This window comes from Phaeodactylibacter xiamenensis (assembly GCF_965229835.1).
Lineage (GTDB): Bacteria > Bacteroidota > Bacteroidia > Chitinophagales > Saprospiraceae > Phaeodactylibacter > Phaeodactylibacter xiamenensis.
Genome location: NZ_OZ245931.1, coordinates 1,959,749 through 1,981,169 on the forward strand (window position 1 = coordinate 1,959,749; position 21,421 = coordinate 1,981,169).

The 21,421-nt window shown below is 54.0% G+C and carries 15 protein-coding genes; 3 read left to right on the forward strand and 12 right to left on the reverse strand.

The genetic code is table 11. The annotated features are described in order from the left end of the window. Positions 1-96 precede the first annotated feature (96 nt). Complete coding sequence (locus ACO08I_RS07205; RefSeq protein ID WP_421948918.1) at positions 97-2,625, forward strand: OmpA family protein; 2,529 nt, start codon at positions 97-99, stop codon at positions 2,623-2,625. Between the two features lie 3 nt (positions 2,626-2,628). Here ACO08I_RS07205 and ACO08I_RS07210 read toward each other — a convergent pair whose 3' ends face one another. From ACO08I_RS07210 to ACO08I_RS07245, 8 genes are all read right to left on the reverse strand, one after another. Continuing rightward, on the reverse strand, positions 2,629-3,462 hold the full coding sequence (locus ACO08I_RS07210; protein ID WP_421948919.1) for an alpha/beta fold hydrolase: 834 nt from the start codon (positions 3,460-3,462) through the stop codon (positions 2,629-2,631). A gap of 177 nt (positions 3,463-3,639) precedes the next feature. Next, the gene (locus ACO08I_RS07215) at positions 3,640-5,403 is read right to left on the reverse strand and encodes a PKD domain-containing protein (RefSeq protein WP_421948920.1); all 1,764 of its coding nucleotides are present in this window, start codon (positions 5,401-5,403) and stop codon (positions 3,640-3,642) included. A 103-nt stretch (positions 5,404-5,506) separates the two neighbouring features. Then, positions 5,507-6,217, reverse strand: a complete 711-nt coding sequence (locus ACO08I_RS07220; RefSeq protein WP_421948921.1) for a T9SS type A sorting domain-containing protein — start codon at positions 6,215-6,217, stop codon at positions 5,507-5,509. Between the two features lie 304 nt (positions 6,218-6,521). Beyond that, positions 6,522-6,944, reverse strand: coding sequence for a type II toxin-antitoxin system VapC family toxin (locus ACO08I_RS07225; RefSeq protein ID WP_421948922.1), 423 nt, complete (start codon positions 6,942-6,944; stop codon positions 6,522-6,524). Further along, positions 6,941-7,198: a DUF6364 family protein gene (locus ACO08I_RS07230; RefSeq protein WP_044145120.1), complete on the reverse strand. Its 258-nt coding sequence runs from the start codon at positions 7,196-7,198 to the stop codon at positions 6,941-6,943. The genes ACO08I_RS07225 and ACO08I_RS07230 overlap by 4 nt, the downstream gene beginning before the upstream one ends. 306 nt (positions 7,199-7,504) lie before the next feature. Next, positions 7,505-7,900: a VOC family protein gene (locus ACO08I_RS07235; protein ID WP_421948923.1), complete on the reverse strand. Its 396-nt coding sequence runs from the start codon at positions 7,898-7,900 to the stop codon at positions 7,505-7,507. A gap of 127 nt (positions 7,901-8,027) precedes the next feature. Then, complete coding sequence (locus tag ACO08I_RS07240) at positions 8,028-9,683, reverse strand: DUF1501 domain-containing protein (protein ID WP_421948924.1); 1,656 nt, start codon at positions 9,681-9,683, stop codon at positions 8,028-8,030. 10 nt (positions 9,684-9,693) lie between these two features. Next, entirely contained in the window at positions 9,694-11,145 is a 1,452-nt protein-coding gene (locus ACO08I_RS07245) for a DUF1800 domain-containing protein (RefSeq protein ID WP_421948925.1), read from the reverse strand. A gap of 86 nt (positions 11,146-11,231) precedes the next feature. Between ACO08I_RS07245 and ACO08I_RS07250 the strand changes: the two genes are divergently transcribed. Next, positions 11,232-14,468 (forward strand): T9SS type A sorting domain-containing protein, encoded by a 3,237-nt coding sequence (locus ACO08I_RS07250; protein WP_421948926.1) that lies wholly within the window; start codon positions 11,232-11,234, stop codon positions 14,466-14,468. Between the two features lie 7 nt (positions 14,469-14,475). Here ACO08I_RS07250 and ACO08I_RS07255 read toward each other — a convergent pair whose 3' ends face one another. Beyond that, positions 14,476-18,270 (reverse strand): FG-GAP-like repeat-containing protein, encoded by a 3,795-nt coding sequence (locus tag ACO08I_RS07255; RefSeq protein WP_421948927.1) that lies wholly within the window; start codon positions 18,268-18,270, stop codon positions 14,476-14,478. 217 nt (positions 18,271-18,487) lie between these two features. On the opposite strand from ACO08I_RS07255, the gene ACO08I_RS07260 reads away from it, so the two are divergent. Next, a complete protein-coding gene (locus ACO08I_RS07260) occupies positions 18,488-18,922 on the forward strand; it encodes a hypothetical protein (RefSeq protein WP_282782296.1) in 435 nt (144 codons plus the stop codon). Between the two features lie 14 nt (positions 18,923-18,936). Here the strand turns inward: ACO08I_RS07260 and ACO08I_RS07265 are convergent, their stop codons facing one another. Genes ACO08I_RS07265 through rfbB form a run of 3 tightly spaced genes read right to left on the reverse strand, consistent with a single transcriptional unit; the run spans position 18,937 to position 21,416 of the window. Then, positions 18,937-19,635 carry an RluA family pseudouridine synthase gene (locus ACO08I_RS07265; RefSeq protein ID WP_282782297.1) on the reverse strand — a complete coding sequence of 233 codons (699 nt, stop codon included), beginning with the start codon at positions 19,633-19,635 and terminating at the stop codon, positions 18,937-18,939. Between the two features lie 8 nt (positions 19,636-19,643). Further along, a complete protein-coding gene (locus ACO08I_RS07270; protein ID WP_044229443.1) occupies positions 19,644-20,351 on the reverse strand; it encodes a DUF502 domain-containing protein in 708 nt (235 codons plus the stop codon). Between the two features lie 3 nt (positions 20,352-20,354). Then, complete coding sequence (rfbB, locus tag ACO08I_RS07275; protein ID WP_282782300.1) at positions 20,355-21,416, reverse strand: dTDP-glucose 4,6-dehydratase; 1,062 nt, start codon at positions 21,414-21,416, stop codon at positions 20,355-20,357. Between the last annotated feature and the right edge of the window lie 5 nt (positions 21,417-21,421).

A 21,421-nucleotide genomic window follows, 5' to 3' on the forward strand; every position in this document is an offset into this window, starting at 1 on the left:
TCCGGGAAAATCCGTAATATTTCGGCCACGGAGAAAGTAAAAAGGGCGGAAAAGCGTTTATAAAGAGAACGATTCTATCAGCAAGACTTGCCTTACATGCGACTGACTGCCCTAATCCTTTTGATATTGCCCATTTTGGCCTTTGCCCAATCTGGCCTGCCCGAAACCGAAGACCTGCAGCAACAGCTGTCTGCACCGGATACCGCACCGGAAGAACGGGCCTGGACCTACATTCAGCTCGCCCGTCAGTACCTTAGCCCGGACTGCCCCTGCTATCAGCCCGACTCCGCCTATCATTACCTGCGGGAAGGGCAACGGCAGTACCGCAAGCTTAGCAACCGGGAACTGCGCAAAGCCGGGCAACTGGGGTACGATGAGCAGCAGGTCAATCAGCTGAAGCAGGACATACGGGAAGAGGGCCTAAAGTATTATCAGGCCAATGGCAGCAGCGCAGGGGTCGCCTATTACCTCGATAACTATGGTCGCCTCTCCCACGAGCTGCGCACAGAGGGTACGAAGTACTTTTTGGAACTCCGCTTCAAAGAGCTGCAGGCCGAAAGCCAGTATGATAGCCTGAAGGCGTTTGCAGAAACCTTCGCCCCCCAGCTCAAGGAATACCTGCCCTCCCTGCAGCCTCAACTGGAACGCGCCGTATTTGAGGCATTCTTCACCACTCAGGACAGTACCAATCTCAATGACCTCTTCCGGTTGCTCCGCGATTTCCCCGATGCCGCTCCCCTGCTCGATGCCCCCATCAGCCGGGCTCTTTCGGAATTTCCGCTGATTACAAAAACCGAAAACATCCTCCGTGAGGCCGACCACCGCGACCTGCCCCAAACCGTGCGGGTCATCTACCTGTACCACTACTTCACCGGCGACTGGGGCGACCTGATTGGGTTCCAGAACCGCTATCCGTTCTATTCCGATAGCTTCAACCTAAAACGGGCCGTTACCGTTGCTCAGCTGGCTCCCGACCTTGACCTGGGTTTCACGGACGACCGGAAGGATGCCTTTGAGCGGTACATTGAGCTTGGCGCGCCCACCCAAAAAGCCTACTTCGCCCTACAGCATTACATTGCCCGGGATGTGGAAGCTCAAAAATGGGAACGCGCCCTGGCCAAAGTCGAACAGTTTGCCGGCTACTTTGGGGAAAAAGACGAGCGCATTCAGCAGTTGCAGCAAATCCTCCGCGCGCCCTCCGAAGGCATTGCGCCCCGAAGCCTGGGCGATACCCTCAACTCCATTGACGGGGAATACGCCCCCGTGCTCAGCGCCGATGGACAGCGGATGTACTTTTGCCGCAACCGCGACGGGGACGAAGACATCTACTTTGCCGATCGCAATCTGATAGGTTGGAATTACCCGCAGCCCATCACCGCCCTCAATACCCAAAGCAGCCACGAAGCGCCTCTCAACATCTCCCCCGATGCCAGCACCCTCCTGATGTACGATGGTGGTGTGGTGGAGTATACCGAGCGTACCGTTGACGGGTGGTCGCCCTCGGTGCCCTTCTTTCCGGAAGACCGCCGCCCGGACTGGCAGGGCATGTCGGCGATCACTGCCAACGAGGAAGCGGTGATCTTCGCTGCCCGCTCTATCGATTGCATTGGCGCACGCAATGAGGACAATATCGACTTATTTGTCGCCTACCGGCAAGCCGACGGGCAATGGGGGCCGCCCATCAATCTGGGCACCACCCTCAATACCCCGTTTGAAGACCGCAGCCCTTTCCTCCATCCCGATCAGCGCACCCTTTACTTTAGCTCCGACGGGCATGGTGGTTTTGGGGAACTCGACGTCTTCGTCACCCGCCGGATTGGCGATGGCTGGACCGAATGGAGCCCACCCGTCAATCTGGGCAAAGACATCAATGGCCCCGGCTACGACTGGGGCTATCGCATCAGTACAGATGGGCGCACCGCCTACTTCTCCGGTTTTGAACCCGGCTGGAAAGAAGAGTTGTATGAAATAGGTGTACCGGAAGCCCACCGCCCCATACCGGTCGCCACCGTTACCGGCACCCTCACCCGGCAGTCCGGCGCACCAGCGGAGGCCCTGCTCATCGTCAATGACCTCGAAACCGGGGAAGAAGTCGCCAGGGTACACCCTGACCCGCAGACCGGACAGTACTTTATCACGCTGCCGGTGGGGAAGCGTTACAGCTACACCGTTACCGGCGAAGAGCTCTACCCTATCGGCAACCATATTGATCTGCGGGATGCCACGGGCACAATGGAGAGAAAGGAAAATATCACCGTGCCCAGCATTCCCGAAGCCCGGGAGGCCGGGCTGTCCCTGCCACTCAGGAACCTCTTTTTCGAGACCGACAGCCACACGATTGACCCCGCTTCCCACCCCGAGCTCAACCGGCTTGCCCAACTCGTGCAAGATTACGATCTTACAGTGGAAATCGCCGGTCATACGGATAATCAGGGCGGAGCGGAATACAATAAGGCCCTTTCGCAACGGCGGGCTGATGCTGCTAGAGCTTACCTGTTACAACAAGGCTGTACCCCTGCTCAGGTGGAAGCTACCGGTTATGGCCCGGAGCAGCCTCTTCAGGACAATGCCTCGGCTGAGGGCCGGGCGCAGAACCGGCGGGTGGAGATTCGGTTTCGGGAGTGACTTTTAATCTAAAAACAACTTTACCGCCTCAACAAACTCCGATGGCTTTTCCATCCAGGGCAAATGCCCCGCCCCCGGCAATACGACCAACTGACTATCAGGAATCAGCGCTGCAGCCCGCTCTCCGTGGGCAATGGGAAAGAACGCTTCGTCCTCGCCCCAGATAATCAAGGTAGGGACTGGTACGGCTTTCAGCTCCTCATCTGAATACGTTTGCACAGCTTTGCCCCGGCCCAGGAAAAAGGGATAGCGCCCACCAGGTTTCCGGATAACCTCCATAGAATATTGGTGCCAGGCCGGATCAGCTACGAGCGGGTCTTTCATCACATTACTACCCAGCATACGCCCCCAAAACGGGGTAGGGAACAGCCGGTACAGGATCATACGGGGAATAATGCGGCGGTCCCATTCATCGCTCATCCCTGCTGTATCTACAAGGATCATTTTACTGATGTAATCGGGAAAGCGCAGGGCAAAGGCGATGCTCACCGAGCCGCCCTGTGAGCTGCCTGCCAGGTAGCAACGGCTGACACTCAGTATATCCAAAGCCGCTTTCAGCCAATCGATATAAAACGACTTGCTGTAGTCCGCCCAGGGCTTGTCTGATTCTCCGTAGCCCGGCTTGTCAAAAGCGATGACCCGGAAATGTCGGGACAGCGGGCCAATGACTTTGTACCAGCTTGTAGCGCCGCCCCCGGCTCCGTGCAACAGGACTAGCACCGGCCCATCACCGGCTTCCAGATAGGAGGTACGGATACCGTTGGCTGTGATGAAGTGATGCTGCGCCGGCGGGTCGATCAGGCTTAGCAGCCGCTGAAAGGTGGGTGTGGATGGCACTGTAGTAAGATTTTTGTAGGATATAACCCCGAGGCTGGGAAATTGGTTGAGCAGCTAACTCTACCTGGCCGGTATGCAACAGGAAAAGGTTGGTTGTCTCCTCATCCGAGGCATGGATTACTTTGTATTTTGCTCTGGGGTATGGAAAACGCACCACCTGTAATCCTGTTTAGCACATCACCATTTAACGATTTTCCCCACACCCAACACCTGCCCACTCTGCACCACCCGCCAAACATATACCCCGCCAGCCTGCCCGGCCAGCTCCACGCCATTTACCCCCGCCCGCAGCGGCTGACGGTGTACCCGCCGGCCCACCGCATCGTATACCTCCACCCAGGCATCCACCGGCAGCCAGCCGGGGCGCAGGGAGAGGCTGAAGCGCTCCTGGAAAGGATTGGGGAAAGCGGTGGCTGATGCTTCTGCTTGTTCTTCCTCCGCCGTGCTAGTGGGCATGGTGAATTCCAGCTCCTTGCACTGTGTGCCGCTGCCATTGGCGTTGCTCACCGTGAGGCAGACCTCATAAGTGCCGTAGCCGGGGAAGGTATGCTGGGGCAGGGTATCCGTGCTCGTGCTGCCGTCGCCGAAGTCCCACAGCCACTCAGCGGGCTCGTAGTCGCTCAGGTCGTAGAACTGCACCTGGAAGGGCTCCAGCGTATCCTGCTCATAGCGCCAGCGGGCCAGCGGAATATTGTCAATGCCAAGCGTGTCGCAGGGGCTGCCGTCTATGGGACCGAGGCGGTAGTTGGGCTGGTTGGGGATGGAAAAGGCATTGAAGGTGGGCAACTCTATGCCGTGCTGCTCGATGCGGCAGTCGGGGCAGTCGGCATCCGGGTTGTGGATGACGTGCAGGCTGGTGACGCCGTTGTTGGAAGCGATATAGATTTTGCCATCGGGGGCGAGCTGCCCCTGGAAGAAAGTGGTGGGCAGAAAATCCAGATGGCCGTCGTACTCCGCTACCAAGGTGCGGGTGGCTTCGATGTCTTCGGCCCAGAGATCATATTGATAGAGCGTGGTGGTGGAAGAAGTATACAAGTAGCGGGCGTTTTTCGAGATAAACGCACCGCCGCCGCTACCGCCGACCGGATAGTTGAACTGCCGGAAATTGCTCAGCGAGCCTGTGCAGCGGTCAAAATCGTAGATGGTGGTGAACTCACCGGCTTGCTCGCTGATACCGTTGAATCGAATATGTTTAGTACCATCTGGGGAAAAGAGGGCTTGTCCAAGTCCTGAGGGGACTACTTCGCCTACTTCCTGAACCCCTGCCAAGTCGATGCCAGAAGGCGTGAGCAAATAACGAAAATAAAGGTTGGAGTTGAATGCGGGCAGGATGACCCACCAATCCCGTCCGTTGGCGTGGCGGCAGGCGCTAAGCTTACCAATATCTAGAGTGTCGCTCAAAAGCAACTCCTTTCTTAATGTAACAGCTCCCATGCCTTCAGCAGCCGTTTTGTCTATCTCTGAATAAAAAAGGTTTTCGCCTACAACTCTTAGTACTCCGTCTATCTCTAAAAAATTAGTTTCGCTATTGATTAAAGCTAATCCATCAAAATTATCAGCAATAGGCAAGATCAAGCCAGATTGAGGATAGATCCAGCCAGCTTCAAAGTCACCATCAAACCAATCTCCTCCCCCTTCCATAACCTCATGATCAGCGTTGTACAAATCTGTTCCGTCGAACGAGCAAAAAAAACTAGCATCACTATCGCTAAAACTTACATTCGTCCCTCTAAAGAGGGCTTCTCCTTCCTGATTGTCACTGATTTGAAGACTTTCCTCCGCAAAGTGCAAAATGGAAAGCCCAAAAGTGTCTTCATCCGGGGACAGATCTCCACCAGCGTAGCCCAAAACCCAAGTGTAATCGTGCTTTTGAGAAAGTATAGGAGCATTGAAGAGAAGATTACAGGCTAGTATCAAAAAGCAAACTTTACTTGTTCTCATGGTACAATCAAATTGCTTTGTAATCAGGTACGTTGTATATTATTCTAAAAAGTCAAGACACCGCATTTATGCGATGCCTTGACTTCATCAAAAAAAATAATTGTTACTGCTTGATCAATTTGATAGTAGAGTAGCGTCCATCATGCAACCTTAAAGTAAGAAAGTATAGCCCCTTGGCATAACCTTCTAAACTCAGCTCAAAGTTACGCGCTGCCATCTCTAGGGGATGTTGCACTATCAACTTTCCTGTCGCGCTGTAGACGTGGAGTTGACTCGCGTCTGTTGCCCACTGCAATGTCACTTGCGCTTGGGCTGGATTAGGGAATACCTTTAAATCAGCAACCTGCTCAGAGCGGATCGTAGTATTGCCCGGCTGAGCGATTAGCTGTTTTACACTGCAAAGCAGGCTGTCATTGTAGCTTGTAGCTTGGTAGGCAGACAGCACAGCACGGGCGTGCAGCACTCCGGGGCCACCAATATCAGGGCATTGGTTGGCGATGCCCTTTAGCGTATCCAACTGTAGGCTATCCAATACCCAATCTCCTTGAGCCACATTGGAGAGCAGTAATTGATAGACCTGTAATTCCAAATCAGCAGCAAGGAGTGTACCTGAAGCGCCTTGCCCGTAGGCAGTGAGGTCAATTGCATTCAACACAGACACTTCCTGCCACTGTAGCGCCCACGCCCGGCGGGTAGCCATTGTGAGACTTAGCAGCGATTCCTTGCCATCGTTTTCCCCCACATAACTCGAACGGGTATGGCCAAGTTGTAAAGGAGGGCAATCTGCCTCGGTGGCTGTGCGTAAAAACGTCATAATCCAGCGTTTTAAGTAGTAAGTAGGAGCGCTATTGAGATGTTAACGCGTTGACAATGTCAAGTTACGGTGTTTTATGAGCAACTGCAAATCTTTAACAAAAATCGGGCGCACAGGAACGAAACGCTTAACTTACAAGCTATTAACAGATGATCCGTAACCTTGATGTTTTAAATCATCATGACTAGTCTAACTACCGACAGCCTTAAAAAAACTACTGCACGTTTTTCCCGCGCAGCTCAAGCTGAGCTTCAATCTTTTGGACGGGCACCTACCGCACCTACAGCGCGGGGGAACAGCAGCTTTACTTTGTCTTTTCAAATTCGGTGAGAAACTCTTTTGGTGTTTGAATCGACAAGCTACTTTTAGCATAATCTTTTACATTTCTTGTTATGATCGACTGTATTCCATGCTCTGCCGCACAAAAATTTTGGATTGCATCTTCAAAATCTTTAAATTCAGAATAAGCCGCTTTTTCTATGGTACTCTTATGGACTGAAAGTGTCTCCACTAATTTCAACATTCCCTTAACTTTTTCTCTTGCTCTTGTTTTGTTTTCTGTCCGGCTAATCAAATAGTAAAGGTTACTAAGACATAAGGAGGATATATTCAATTCCAGTTGTTTTCGATTGCCGTATTCCATTAATTTCATGGATTCCATTGCAAACGGTTCACGCTTGGTTAAAAAATCCATTACCACATCCGTATCAAGGAATACCCTTTTCATTTCAAGTATTTTTTTGCCAATTCTTCCGCCAGTATTTCTTTATAATCCGTTGATTCCGGAATTGGCTTGACCGAGCCCCACAGTGATTGGACAAGAGGGCTGATTTCAAAGTCACTATCCTCCGATTTATGCTGAACAAGGGACTTCAGGTATTCTTCAATAATACCAGAAAGGCTTCTTCCATTCGATTTAGCATATTTTTTGGCAGCATCTATGACATCTTTATCTACTGTCAACGTTAATTTAGTATTCATTTTTACGTGTTTTCTTATTTGCAAAAATACGTGTTTTGTGTCCGCTTTGCAAGTCTATTCTCTTTTTCGTGCCTGCTGCCAGACCAAATGCGGTTTTCCATAAAAATGTAGAGCAACGGACCCCGATGAGACGACTACGCTTCATCGTTTTTCCGCGCGGCTCAGGCTTAGCTTCAATCTTTGGGAGGCGGCACCTGCCGCACCTACGGCGCGGGGGGCAGCAACACATTGGAGGTTACCCACATTTGGTCCCTACCGGGACTTTGCGCCATTCCAAAACAGGCGGAAAGCACCTCCCACCTTTTACTACAGCGTCTGTACCAATTGAATGTAATTACCGCAGGTATCATCCAAAATGACAAATTTCACTGGCCCCATTTCCGTGGGCTTGACGCTAAACTCCACATCAAGGCCCGTCAGCCGCTCATATTCGGCCTCCACGTCATCGACGTCGAATTGCGTCCAGGGTATCCCGGCATCCTTCAGGGCATTTTGGTAGACTTTTGAGGGTTCAAAATGATTAGGCGCAGGCTCCAGCAGCAGTTCCGGACCGTCAGGCCAATCTTTTGAGACCAGCGTCAGCCACCTGTTGCCGCCACCTAAGGGCTCATCCTTCTTTTTGATGAAACCTAATTTATCGGTATAAAATTGCAGGGCTTTTTCCTGGTCCCGGACGGGGATGCTGATTAGGGTGACTTTCATGGCATAGGTTTTTAGAATGATGCTTGATTGCGATTGTTTTATATCTGAATTTTTTCAACTTTAAAAAGTAAGAAAATCCTGGATGAGTAAAAGAAAAAAAGAAAATAAAAACGTGAAATCCCAGTCTTTACCAGCTAATAAGCCTTGTAAACGCTCGCCCGCCGGCTTCCAGCCGATAGAAATACCGGCCGGGGCTAAGGAAGAACTCTGAAGGTGCAAAACGAAGCCGGTGACTGCCCGCTTCCTGATAGTGGTTCCAAAGGGTGCGGGCGGTAGTGCCGTTTTCGTAAAGCAGCACAATACGCACGGGGCCGGGCTGCCGGACCGCATAGTGGATATCAAAAGCCAGTCCTCCATCCGGGGAAGGCTCGTGACCCAGCAGCATTCCCACTTCGTTGGCACCGATTAGCAGGTCAGAAGGGGGCAGCAATCCATCGAGTGGCTGTAGCCCTTCACTGTCCAGAAGGTGCTCCGTGACTTCCGGGGGCGTGCACAGCCAGTTTTGCATAACGCTGGCGTAAACCGACCGAAAGTCCACCGAAAAGAAAGGATCACCATACTGATCGGTATTGTCCAGGTCAGGTGCTTCGCCCAGAAATTCACTGCCCAGCCCCTCGCCAAAGAGCAGCATGGGCGCGCCGGTACCGTGGTCTGTCCCGGCTGAGCCATTCTCATAAATGGTGCGGCCAAACTCGGAGAAACTCATGGTCAGGACATTCTCGCTATGCCCGGAGGCCGCCAGGTCAGCATAAAAAGCTTCCACGCTGCTGCCCACCCAATCCAGGAGGTTGGGGTGGAAATTCGCCTGATTGCTGTGGGTATCAAAACCGTCGATACTTACCATAAAGACCTTGGTGCCCAGGCTGCCTTTGATCATGCGGGCGACGATCGCCATTTGTTCGGCGAGGTAGTTATCGGGATAGGCGACCTGATTGCTGCCATCGTTGTAGGCCCGCTGAATGGACTCCGAATAACGGAAGGCACTATTGGCTACCTGCCGCACGTACCGCAGTTCGCGCTCGAAAGGCTGATTGCCCAAATTGCCCGACTCGTAAAGCGTGCCCGTTTGTGCAATCTGATAAAACTCCGCCGGATTGCTGATCGCCAGGGCATAGTTAGCCGAATCGCTGCGGAAGATCATATTAGGCTGCACCCCAATCTGCAGGGCAGGCGGAATAACCGGCGGTGCGCTCAGAAAGGCAGGCAGGTCCTGCTCCAGCCAGCGCCCCATCCAACCGGTATTGACCACCTCGCTGCTATCGGAAGCGGAAGCCCAGATATCGGAAGAGCGGAAGTGGGAATAATTTTGCTGAGGATAGCTGACGTTGTGCACCACCTTCATGCGCCCCTCTTCCCAAAAGGGCTGCAGCCCGAGTAGTTCATTCGGCATGCCATAATCGTCGGACAGCGCCCAAAGTCCATTTTCGGGTACGGCAAGGGTAGGCCGGATGTTGTAATAGGTGTCATTGCCACGGAGGATGACCGTATTCAGCCCATCGTTGCCCCCTTTGAGGCGTAACAGCACCAGCACGCGGTCGCCGCAATTGGTATTCGACAGGCCCGCCAGCATAGGCCCCGGTGCAAAGGCGCTCACCGGGTAACCACTCAGCGTCAGGGCACCGCCCAGAGCGGCCAGGCCGGTCATTTTCAGGAAATCCCGCCGGCCCCATTCCTGATGCATATTTTCGTGGGCTTCGCCATCCTGCAAACGGGTGCCTTTTTTGCGCTCCAGGTAGCGTTTGGTCTTGGGGTGATAGGTATCGTGGTGATCGTGCTTTGCCATTATTCAGAGGTTAGTTGAGCTGCCATTCCGGAAGGCGGACCAGGTGAACAAATAGATTAACAATCTGCCAGGGCACAGCACCGTAGTACAGGCTCCAGGTGCCGTCCTCAAAGTAATTGTCGGGCACATCGCCTTTGAAGTACAGCGTTGCCACTTCCAGCAGTCGGTCTTCGAGCGGGCGGTTCAAAAAGAAAGTCGCCAGCGATTGCGTAATGACCGCCGGGTCGGTTTCCTCCAGCCCCACCCGCTCGATAGCCATATCGCGCAGGCGGTCGAGGAACGCCTGTGAACCGGTCATGCTGTACAGCACATTCTCACACCCTGACCACCGCGCGGTAAGGGTATTCTCCGTCAGCCAGCTGTGGTGCTCCGGCCAGCCCGCTACATCCACCGGGTTGAAGACTTCCTGCCCGAGATTGCCTGCCAGAAAAGTGAGGTACCCAACGAGGTCTTCATTGTAATCTTCTTCCCAAATGCCGCCCGTCCTGCGAATGACGCCAACCAGGGCTTCCAGCGGGCTGCGCACCCGGGCATTGATGAAGCGCTGCTCGTAGAAGTGCTCGCTGTGGAAAAGCTGCCGCAGCACGGGCATGATCTCCCAGTTGTTGTCCCGGAAAGTTTGCGCCATGCCCTCCACAATGACCGGGTCGGGCGCTTCATAGACATAGAAGCGATAAAGCTTGCTGCAGATGTAATTGGCGACCTCCTGCGAACGCAGCGTAAAAATAAGCTCGTGCACATCGTCGTACCCCCAGTTGCCCGCATGCCCGAAGATGGTTTTGGAGGTATTGTCGTAAAGGTTAGGATCAAAATTAACGGTAGGGTCACAGGAATACATATTGACCCGCCAGCCGGTCAGGGCGCGGGCTACCTCTACGATATCGTTTTGGGTGTAGCCATTGCCCTCGCCCATCGTGAAGAGCTCCATGAGTTCGCGGGCGTAGTTTTCGTTAGGCTGCTCTGCGATATTTTGATTCCCATTGAGGAAGGTGAGCATCGCCGGATTAACGCCCATTTCTTCCACGAAAGTGCGGAAATTGCCAAATGCCCGCCGGTGCAGCAGGTCGTAATAATGCCACATGAAGGAATTGCAGGCATAGTCGTTTTCCCGGGTCACAAAGTGGTTGTGCCAGAACAATGCCAACTTGGACCGTACGCTCTCGGTAGCCATTTCCCGTATCCAGCGGCGGAAGAAGGCGCTCTTGACTTCAAAGTAAGTCTGCATATCGTCATCCGGATAATCGTCGTAAGCCCAGTTGGCCCAGTACGGGGCATCGGGGGCAGGCAGGTTGGAGGCCCCATCGAGCAGTTGGTCGGCCAGCGCCTGAGGCGAAAGCGAAAGCCCTGCAGTGACCGTGTTATGAGCGGCTCCGAACCCCAGGCGGGCGTAAAGGTGCTGCACCCGTTGTTCGTTCCAGGGCTTTTCCGCACTCGGCTGATAGGGCGCTAATGAATCTGGCATAGTGGCTGGTATTGAATCGCAATTCCTAAAATTAGCAAAAACCCAACAATTATTTTGTAACTTTCATGGAGCAAAGTATCTGAACCTTGAAGACATACACCTTACCTTTACTCCTATTGCTGCTTTCCACGGTAGCAACCACCGCTCAGGAGCTGCTTTTTGAAGAGGACTTCAATAGCTGTGGCCTGAGCAGCAACTGGACGGTCAACCTCACCGGCAACCCGGATGCGGCCTGGTCCGTTGGCCTGCCCGAAAATGAAAACAGCGATGGCAGCGCTATCGACGGCAGCTGCATGCTAATTATGGACGATGACGCGACGGGTGAGAACAGCCCCGCCTGGACGCTCCAACTGGAATCCCCGCCTTTCGATGCCACCGGCTGGTCGCGGGTAACCCTCTACGCCGATGTCCACTTCCGGAATTACGATGGGCTCGATGCTTTTGACCTCCTGGCTTTCGATGGTAATGAATGGCAATTGCTCCGCAGCTTTCAGGGCGTGGAAGGGCAGACCGGGACGCAGTTCTCGGAATTCCTACCAGTTGAAATCGACCTCACTTTCTTTGCACACGAGACCTTACAAATTGCCGTCCGCTACGACGATGGGGGCACCTGGGGCTGGTGGGCCGGTATCGACAACATCCGGGTGGAAGGCACCGGCAGCGGCACCCCGGTATTGCTGGAAACCTTCAACGAATGCGCCCTGCCCGATGGCTGGCTCAATGAAACCCTAAGTGGGTCGGCGGGATGGTCGTTCGGAATGGTGGATAACGAAAATGCCGGCGCCAACAACAGCATCAACGGCTCCTGCATGGCATTCTTTGATGACGATGGACTGGGCGAAGATGCCCCCTTTTCCAAAGCCCTCCTGCTCAGCCCGGTCATTAACGGGCTGGAATTTTCTGAATACCGCCTCGAATTCGATGCCGTCATCCGGCAGTACACGGACCTGGAAAGCCTTTCGGTGGGCCTGCGGGATGAAGCGACCGGCGAGACAGCCTGGGCACAAGCCTATCTGGAAGATCAGGGCGGTCCGCTATTCGACAATTCCGTTCAGCTGGTGGTTGACCTGTCCGAATACCGCAGCCCACAGATGCGCCTCGCCTTCCTCTACGACGATGGCAACGGCTGGGGTTGGTGGGCCGCGCTGGACAATATCAAACTGATCGGCGAAGGCAGCACCAATGACCTTTGCGAGAACGCCATTGCATTAGAACTTGACGCCCCCTGCACGCCCGGCAACAATCAGGGCAGCGTCTACACCGGACCCGATGCCTGTACCCCGCCCGGCACAGGCAGCCTTTGGTACCAATACCACGCAGCGGGCAGTCAGTGGGTACACCTGCGCACCTTTGCCGGGTACAACGATGCGGTCACCATCTTCACCGGCGATTGCACCTCCCCGGAAGTGCTTACCTGCACCGATTACGATGCACATGGCTTTACCGGAGAAGACTTGTACTTTGAAGCTACAGCAGGCACTACCTACTTTATCCGGGTACACGGTCAGCGCGCGGAGTTTGGAGTGCCCCGGGGCCCGCACTGCATCCAACTGACCAACGATGGGCCGCCCCCGCCCCCACCGGCTAATAACGACTGCGCCAATGCCTTACCGCTGGAAGCCGATGGCGATTGTGTGGCCGGCAATAATTACCACGCCACCTTTGAAGGGCCGGTCCCAAGCAGAAACAACAAAGCACAAGCCGACATCTGGTTCCGCTTCACCCCGGAAGATGGAACGCCGTTGCGCCTCAGGTCGCAAGCCGACTTTGCCGATGTGCTCACCGTCTACCGGGGCAGTTGCGGAGCGCTGGAAGAGGTCGCCTGCAATGAACTGGGGCAGGAACTCTTCCTCGAAGCCCCCGAAGCCGGCATGGTTTACTACCTGCAGCTCAGCGGTTTCTTTGCCACCCTTGAAGGCACCTGCTGCGTAAAAATCGAAGCTGCCCCTCCCGAACCACCTTTGAATGTGCTATGTGGCACCGCCATTGAACTGGAGCTGGGCGATGATTGCACCACTGTACAGCCCGCTGGGGCAGGCTTTTCCGGACCGTTATCCTCCTGCGCACTCGGGCAGTCTGATGCCGTTTGGTATACCTTCACCGCACCGGGCACTGGCTCGGTGGCTTTTGACCTGGAAAGCGATTTTGTGGCTACGTTAAGCGTTTTCAGCGGCAGCTGTACCAACCTCGAAGAAATTTTCTGCGCCACGGCCCCCGATGCCTGCACCCATACCAATCGCCTCAGCGGGCTTACCCCTGGTCAGCAGTACTTCCTGCGCCTCGGGGTCAACAGCAGCCTCACAGGCTGGGCGGGAGCAGGTACGGCCTGCCTTCGGGTAGACCAAGCAAGCGGGGTACCTGATGCCGCTCCCCTGTCGCTTTTCGCCAACCTGGAATGCTTTGGCAACGGGCGTGCCCTCCTGCTACTGGAAGCTACCGGTGGCTCCGGCGGTTATACCTTTACCGGCATTTCTGATGGCAGCCTGCTTGACGATGGCATGGCTTACTTCGCGGAAGTAACGGATGAGGCAGGGTGCAATGCTGTGATTTCCGGTACGATCAACTGCCCTGCTACCTGCCCCCTCGATGTGGAAATTGAAATTTTGGAAGAAAACGACTGCCCCAACGACTTCAACGCTGTCCTGCAAGTGGCGGCATTGGGCGGTTCCGACAGCCTGCGTTATACCTGGCAAAACGGATATGACGGCCCGCTGCTCACTCAGGCTATGAACGGCAGCTACCGGGTGACGGTCACCGACCTGACCAACAACTGCTCAGCTATAGCGGCCTACGAAATAGGAGCCATCGCACCAATTGCCGTGGAAGTCCTGGAACTCAGCCCGCCCTCCTCCGGCGGTATGGATGGCAGCATTTCGGTAACAGTCAGCGGCGGTACCCCGCCTTATCTGTACGAGTGGTCATTGGATGGCGAGTTCGTTTCCAATGCCGCCAATCCACAAAACCTAAGTGCGGGCGTTTACCAGTTGCACATTACAGATGCCAATGGCTGTACCTTCAGCTCTGAGGATATTGAGCTGGGCACGCCTTCGACCACCCTTTCGGAGCCTATGCATGCCCGCATCAACGTTTATCCAAACCCGAACCGCGGCCTCTTCTACGTAGATGCGGAGGATTTACCCGCTCCCGTCACTCACCTGGAGGTGTACGCGGCTTCCGGGCAGTTGGTCCGGCGCGTGGAAATCGGCGACAACTGGCAACCGCCCTATGCAGTTGACCTGTCGGGCAGCAGCACGGGGCTGTACCTGCTCCGGGTGTTTACCGAAGCAGGCATAGCTCAAAGAAGGGTAATAGTGGGGCGATAGATTTTGGTTACCGCACAATCGTCACCGGAAGTACCTCGCCAGAATCAGTGCGCATCCAGTACCGGCCTGCGGGGAGGGCATTGACATCCACTGAGGTCACCTCAGCATCCAATGCTATAGTTTGAAGCCATTGCCCCATTGCATTGTACAATTGCAAACGCTGTGGCAATAATTGCCTGTAGGACCTAATCCAAATACGATCGCGGGCCGGATTGGGGAACAGCGCAATTTTATCGTTCAGGGAAAGGCCTATTGACCCACTGCTGATCAGCGTCACCTCCTCACAATAGGTGTTTTCACCCCAGTCATTAGCCGCCGTGAGACAAACCGTATAGGTACCGGGTTCAGCATAAGTATGTTCCGGGTGCTGCTCCGTACCGCCTTGCCCGTCGCCAAAGTCCCAGGACCAGCTAGTAGGAGTATTGGTGGAGATATCCGTGAAGACGGCCTGTAAATCAGCCGTTTCGTAGGCGAAGGCGGCCGCGGGCGTGAAGTCCGGCAGTTCGGATACCATCACATTTTGAACGGTGTTGGTGATGATAGGCGGATTGAAGTCGAAGTAAATGCCAGCGGTATTCTCAACTAGGGTATTTTCGTCCAGCCCGGGCAGGGCTTCGATTTCAAACTGCACAAAGCCGTGGCTTTCCGGTTCATTGGTGGTGCTGTCGGGAAGCAGGATGTCCCGGAAGTGAAATTCCAAACGGCCATCTTCGTACAGTACGGCCTCGTAGGGATGGCTGCTGCTGCCTGGCACAAAGGTGGCCCAGTCGAGGTCTTCCGATAGCTGATCGCGCAGAACCACATTGAAGGCGGTATCGGTGCCCGTATTCTGAAAACGGATGGTGTACAGCAGGGGCTCCTCAAACAGGGTATAGTTTTGAGTAAAAGGCGGTTGTTCCGAACGCGCCGGGTGCACCTGCTTATCGTTGGGATCGTACGCACAGTTGATGATGGAAGTGAACCCAAAAGTCGCTGCGGGCAGGGGTTCACCTATGGCATTATAGGGCACCACGCCCACCTGAATATCCAGGGGCGAACCGATAAATTCCACCCCGGCAATGACCATGCTCAACGCTACGGATCGGCTCTCCCCCGGCTGCAGGCCTTCAAAGTCCCAGAACAGGGTATCGCCTGACGACTGAGCGGGCACGGGCGTCGCTTCCACCAATTCCGCCAGCTCATTGAGTACCAGGTAGGCCTGCCCATCGAAGGGCCAACAGCCATCATTAGTATAATTGAGCCAAAAGGGTACGGTAAAGCCGCAGCGGGTGGGCGCAGAAGCCAGCGTTATGCCTGCTTCGGGCTCCTCGGTATTCGGGCTTACACCAAATTCAAGGCTGTCAATGGGCGTGCCATCGAAGGTGATTTCGTAGCTCTCGGGGGTGGTGGTTAGGGTCCAGCATGCTTCGAGCTGGGGGCTGATGTTGTAGGTGCCTTCTGCCCCGTAAACGGTAAACCGCCCTTCCTCATCTGTGAAGACCGCCAGTGCCTCAGGCTCTATCGTGATTGGAAAACGGTCGAGAAGGACCTCCTGTGTGTCGCGCTGCCCATTGGCATTGATATCAAAGAAAACCTGCCCGGAAACGCCCACATCGTTGGCCAGATTATAAGAGACAATGATACGATCGATACCGCCATTCGGAGGAGTCTCAGCACTACCTACCATATCCAGGTCGCCATCGCCATCCATATCTGCCAGTTCGAAGCCCCGCACCGCAATAGCTGCATTTGGGATGGGCAAAGGAGGCAGAAAATCACCGTTGCCCTGCCCTTTCAACCACTGCATGGGGAAGTCCTGATACCCCGAAGTGACAATATCCTGCACCCCGTCACCATCGTAATCCGTCAGTGTGAATTTTTCCATAGCCGGGCCACCAACGTAAATATCCTGCTGCGCCCCCAAATAGCCGCCCCCTGTACCTGGCCACCAGGCGATCCGGTCTTCTCCCCCAAAGCTGTTATCCGCAGAAACGATGATATCCATTAAGCCGTCCTCATTCAAATCAGCGGCCTGTGCATAGAGCGCCGTTGTTATGTTCGTGGTCAGGGTATGAAGGTTGTAAAAATCCCCTCCTCCCAAATTAATCCGGTAATCGATCACCGGGTAATCGCCTTTGCAAACAACGATATCGGTAAGGCCGTCGCCGTTTAGGTCCGTAGGGAGGACATCCAGTACTCCTTCCACTTCTTCCCAAAGAAGGATGTGGCCGCCCCAACTACTGCCATTATTCGGCACCCAGCCTACGTAGCCGGTAGGCTGGCCATTGTGGCTCGGAGAGGCCCAGAGCATATCGAGGTCACCATCACCGTCCATATCTGCCATCTGAAGGTCCCGCTTGAAAAAATAACCGCTCTCGAAAGGGGGGGTTTCGGTAAAGGTGCCATCCGTATTGTTGATGTAAACGCAATAGATGCTTTGGTTAGTCGCATTGTCCTGCACACTGCCTGCGAGGACATCCGGCCAGCCATCGTTGTTGTAATCAAACACGGCAATACTGGCAGGTTCAAAATTATGCCTCCTTGCAATCAGCCTGGGCTGCGAATACCCCTGCCCCTCATTTCTAACCCAAACCAGGGCATCGCTGCCACCGGAGCCCACGGCAATATCCGGCCGGCCATCCTGGTCAAAATCAGCAACTACAGGGATGCCAACCTTGTATACCCCAAGTTCTACGAGTGCGGGCGGGGCAAACGCTCCATTGCCTTCAGAAGCCAGCCAGAGCAGGGCTTCCTTCGGAGGGGCCGAGCTGTTAATTCCATAAAGGATGTCCGGGAAACCATCTCCATTGAGGTCGGGCAGGTCTAGAAAGCGCTGATAAGCGGCATAATCCTGCAGCTTGATGTCTGGCCCGAAATGACCGGTACCATCGTTTTGGAGCCACCCCACTTCTCCGTAACGGTGGCAGGAAGCAATGTCAAGATCGCCGTCACCATCCATATCCGCAGTCTGCACATAGTAGCTACCGTATGCGGGCAGCAGGGTATCAGGTGTGGAAAAGGCACCGCCGCCCAGATTGCGGAAAAGGGTTAGCCCGGCACCACCTTCGTCTTCAATGCGGTTGGAACAAACGATGTCTGGCAGGCCATCCCCATCAAAGTCTCCGGTAACGACCGAATTAGGGCCCAAATGAATATCATTGATGACCTGAAAATCAGCAAAAGTGCCATTGCCCAGGTTTTCATGCCAGCAGAGGCGATGGTCGGAATGAGCGGCAACCACAACGTCCTGATCACCATCCCCATCCAGGTCTTCTGCATGAACGCTATTGGCACTATTATGCTCAGCGCTAAGGAGCTGAGCATCGCCGAAGGTGCCGTCACCCTGCCCGGGCAGCCAGGATACGCCCTGAGATTCTCCGACAAGGGCATCAGTTTGCCCGTCACCATTGAGGTCAGCAAGGTAAAGGTCTGTCACAAGCCCGGCGTTATAAATGATCGTGGGCGGCCCGAAGGTACCATCGCCATTATTAAAGTGAATGCCGAAACCGGCCTGGTAGGAAGCAAAAAGCAAGTCTTCGTCCCCGTCGCTATCCATATCGAAGCTGGTCAGGGAGCGGTAAAGCCGGTCCGTAAAGTCAATGGGGTTTTGATGGCCGAAGGTGCCATCCTCAAGCTGCGGGAGCCAAAACAGGCGCTTATCTGTAGCACAAATAACATCGGTGCGGCCATCGCCATTTACATCTGAGCCTATGCTGAACTGTACGTTCCCTACTTCATCAAAGAGATCAATAGCGGGCGCATACTGGGCCTGAAGCCCTGAAATCAAAAACAGGGTTAATACTGTTAACTGGAGTTTGTTCATCGTTGATTTTGGTTTAGCCCAGTAAGGTACAGCTTTTGGCAGATAGAAAAATATAATCTTCCAAAACTATTATCATTGACAGAGACCAAATATCCAGGTATTTTCCAGTTATGAGAGGGAGGCTTTGGGGCAACAGCCAAATACCACAAAGATTCTAAAGATTTTCTTTGCCTGTTAACTATGACTTCAGCCATTCAATAATAAAAAACAGGATACCATGGATTACAACCTCAGCTTAGCTTATGCTTTCACCCTACTAATTGTCACAGGACTGGCTTCATCTTGCACCGTACTTGGTGGTGCCATAGGGTCTACCGTTGATGCCCGTAAATCTAAAGTCACCCAGGAATTGACTCCTGGCGAGTACAATTCCCTGGAGCGGGGAAACCTTGTCCTGGTGTACACCAAAGACCAATTAGCCCTTCAAGGCAGATACAGGCTCACCGTTCCAATGACTTCGGAAACACCGGATGGAGGTATTATGATTTACCGCAGAGGCAACCGGATGGTTATACCTGGCAACCGGATAAAAACGGTAAAGGTGATTCAGGAAAAACGGCGTGCTTTGCTAACGGGCATACTCATCGGCGCAGCAGTAGATGCGATTATTTTCCATACAACCATGAGTAATTTCACACTTGAAGGCTGGTAAAAGGCTAACGTAACCTACCGGTCCCGCCACTGATTGGCAAACATCTGCCATACCTCATCCTTATTCACCGGGTTGGCGGTGATGGTGACCGGCTCGTTGCGCACCGGATGTACGAAGGACATGGACCGGCAGTGCAGGTGAATGGAGCCATCTTTATTGGGTGCAGGGGCACCGTATTTCACATCCCCCCGGATAGAGCAGCCAAGTCGGGCCAGCTGTACGCGGATTTGGTGAGGGCGACCGGTCAGTGGGTTGACCTTAAGCAAGTGATGGTTGCCCACTTCAGCGATCAGCTCGTAGTCGAGCTCGGACTTCTTGGCGTCTTTGTTGCGGGGGCGAACGGAGGCATGGGCTACGTTGCGGGTACGGTCTTTATCGATGTAGTGGACCAGGTGCCCGGATAACGGGTCCGGCCGCTCTTCGGTTATGGCCCAGTAGGTTTTCTGAATTTCGCGTTTCTGGAACAGGGCGTTCATACGGGCAAGCGCCTTGCTGGTACGGGCGTAAATCACGACCCCGCTCACCGGACGGTCGAGTCGATGAATAGTGCCCAGGAAAACAGCACCGGGCTTATTATATCGGTCAGCAATATACTGCTTCACAAACTCGCTCATGGGCTTGTCCTCTGTAATATCCCCCTGCACGAGCATGCCCGCCGGCTTATTGACCGCGATCAAATGGTTGTCTTCAAAAAGTACTTGTAGTCCTTGCATAACGCTGGCTAATTATGGGACGAAGGTAATTCTTTTTCTGTATCTCCCTCCACTGCTTTCCCGGCTTCCGGCAAATCGAAAAGACTGGAAGACCCCGCACCAACACTTATAATGGACCGCATAGCGTCTTCGGGACGGGTATTGACGTATTTGACGTCCTCTTCTTTCATGTGAAATACGAAGCCGTTGGTAGGATTGGGCCCGGTAGGCACAAAAACAGTAACGTAGCCATTGCCCAGCTCATCATCGGTCACAAACCCCGTCATCAGGGTGCCGCTGCCAAAGGGGTCCACGAGGACCACCTGCGAAAAAGGCACCTTTTTACGCCCCAAAAATTGCCGGACGGTTTCCCGTAAGACGCCGTAGAAGGGCAGGCTCATCAACCACCGCTGCTCGAACTGCGTAAACATTTTACTGCCCGAACTGGTGCGCACCACCAGCCCAAGTGCAAAAAAGAACGTGAGGACAATGGACAGCGCCAGAAAATCCAGGAACCAGCCTGGCAGCTCCTCTGAAAAAGGTATCAGTGCCCGGACCGGAGAGACAAGATTCGTCATGAAATTAATCAGAATCCGGACCAGGAAAAAGAAAAGGGTGAGGGGCAATATCACTACCAGCCCCCCTATAAAAGTGGTTGCGAAAAATCGGCGCAGGCGGTTAAAAATCCGCATGAACCGGCGGGACCGCCTGCGTACTTTTTCGGAAGGTTCTATCATTCGCTATACGTTCGTCTGGTATTGTTGTTCATAATAGGCCTGGTAGGCCCCGGTAGTCACCCGCTCCAGCCATTCGGTATTGGCAAGGTACCACTCAGCGGTCTTGCGCAATCCTTCTTCTGCCTGAATGCTTGGGGCCCAGTTGAGCTCATTCATCAGCTTGGTGGCATCAATGGCGTAGCGGCGGTCGTGGCCGGGCCGGTCTTTCACGAAAGTGATCAACGCCCGGGAAGTACCCTGATCGCGCCCCAGCAAATCGTCCATAACATCACAAAGCTGATGCACCAAGTCGATGTTTTTCCATTCGTTATTGCCGCCGATATTGTACGTTTCGCCGTTTTTGCCCTCATGATAAATGAGGTCAATAGCCGAAGCATGGTCTTCCACCCAGAGCCAGTCGCGGGTGTATTTCCCATCGCCATAAACCGGTAATGGTTTATTATGGCGGATGTTGTTGATCATCAGCGGCAGCAACTTTTCTGGAAACTGATAGGGGCCGTAATTGTTCGAACAGTTGGAAATAACAATGGGCAGCCCGTAGGTATGATAGTAAGCCCGGACAAGGTGGTCAGAGCTCGCTTTGGAAGCCGAATAGGGCGAGCGTGGATCGTAGGCCGTTTCTTCTGTGAAGAAGCCGGTTTCGCCCAGGGTGCCGTAGACCTCATCTGTGGAAACGTGGTAGAAGCGCTTGCCGGAAAAATCCCCCCAGTGCTGCTTAGCGGCATTGAGCAGGACCACCGTGCCCACGATATTGGTTTCTATGAAGCTCATCGGGTTGGCAATAGAGCGGTCTACATGAGATTCTGCTGCCAGGTGGATGACCCCGTCGAAATCATGAGCAGCAAAGAGCTCCTGCATGGCAGCGGCATCCGTAATGTCCGCTTTCACGAAAGTGTAGTTGGCAGCGTTTTCGATATCCTTAAGGTTCTCCAGATTGCCTGCGTAGGTCAGAGCATCGAGGTTAACGATGTGGTAATCGGGGTATTTATTGACCATCAGGCGGACAAGATGCGACCCAATAAACCCGGCACCACCGGTAATCAGGATTGTGGTTGGCTTAGACATGTTCT

Bases quoted from the DNA above. Each gene is read 5' to 3' on its own strand.
- ACO08I_RS07205 (WP_421948918.1), top strand. From the start codon at position 97: ATGCGACTGACTGCCCTAATCCTTTTGATATTGCCCATTTTGGCCTTT.
- ACO08I_RS07215 (WP_421948920.1), bottom strand. From the start codon at position 5,403: ATGAGAACAAGTAAAGTTTGCTTTTTGATACTAGCCTGTAATCTTCTC.
- ACO08I_RS07220 (WP_421948921.1), bottom strand. From the start codon at position 6,217: ATGACGTTTTTACGCACAGCCACCGAGGCAGATTGCCCTCCTTTACAA.
- ACO08I_RS07225 (WP_421948922.1), bottom strand. From the start codon at position 6,944: ATGAAAAGGGTATTCCTTGATACGGATGTGGTAATGGATTTTTTAACC.
- ACO08I_RS07230 (WP_044145120.1), bottom strand. From the start codon at position 7,198: ATGAATACTAAATTAACGTTGACAGTAGATAAAGATGTCATAGATGCT.
- ACO08I_RS07235 (WP_421948923.1), bottom strand. From the start codon at position 7,900: ATGAAAGTCACCCTAATCAGCATCCCCGTCCGGGACCAGGAAAAAGCC.
- ACO08I_RS07240 (WP_421948924.1), bottom strand. From the start codon at position 9,683: ATGGCAAAGCACGATCACCACGATACCTATCACCCCAAGACCAAACGC.
- ACO08I_RS07245 (WP_421948925.1), bottom strand. From the start codon at position 11,145: ATGCCAGATTCATTAGCGCCCTATCAGCCGAGTGCGGAAAAGCCCTGG.
- ACO08I_RS07255 (WP_421948927.1), bottom strand. From the start codon at position 18,270: ATGAACAAACTCCAGTTAACAGTATTAACCCTGTTTTTGATTTCAGGG.
- ACO08I_RS07260 (WP_282782296.1), top strand. From the start codon at position 18,488: ATGGATTACAACCTCAGCTTAGCTTATGCTTTCACCCTACTAATTGTC.
- ACO08I_RS07265 (WP_282782297.1), bottom strand. From the start codon at position 19,635: ATGCAAGGACTACAAGTACTTTTTGAAGACAACCATTTGATCGCGGTC.
- ACO08I_RS07270 (WP_044229443.1), bottom strand. From the start codon at position 20,351: ATGATAGAACCTTCCGAAAAAGTACGCAGGCGGTCCCGCCGGTTCATG.
- rfbB (WP_282782300.1), bottom strand. From the start codon at position 21,416: ATGTCTAAGCCAACCACAATCCTGATTACCGGTGGTGCCGGGTTTATT.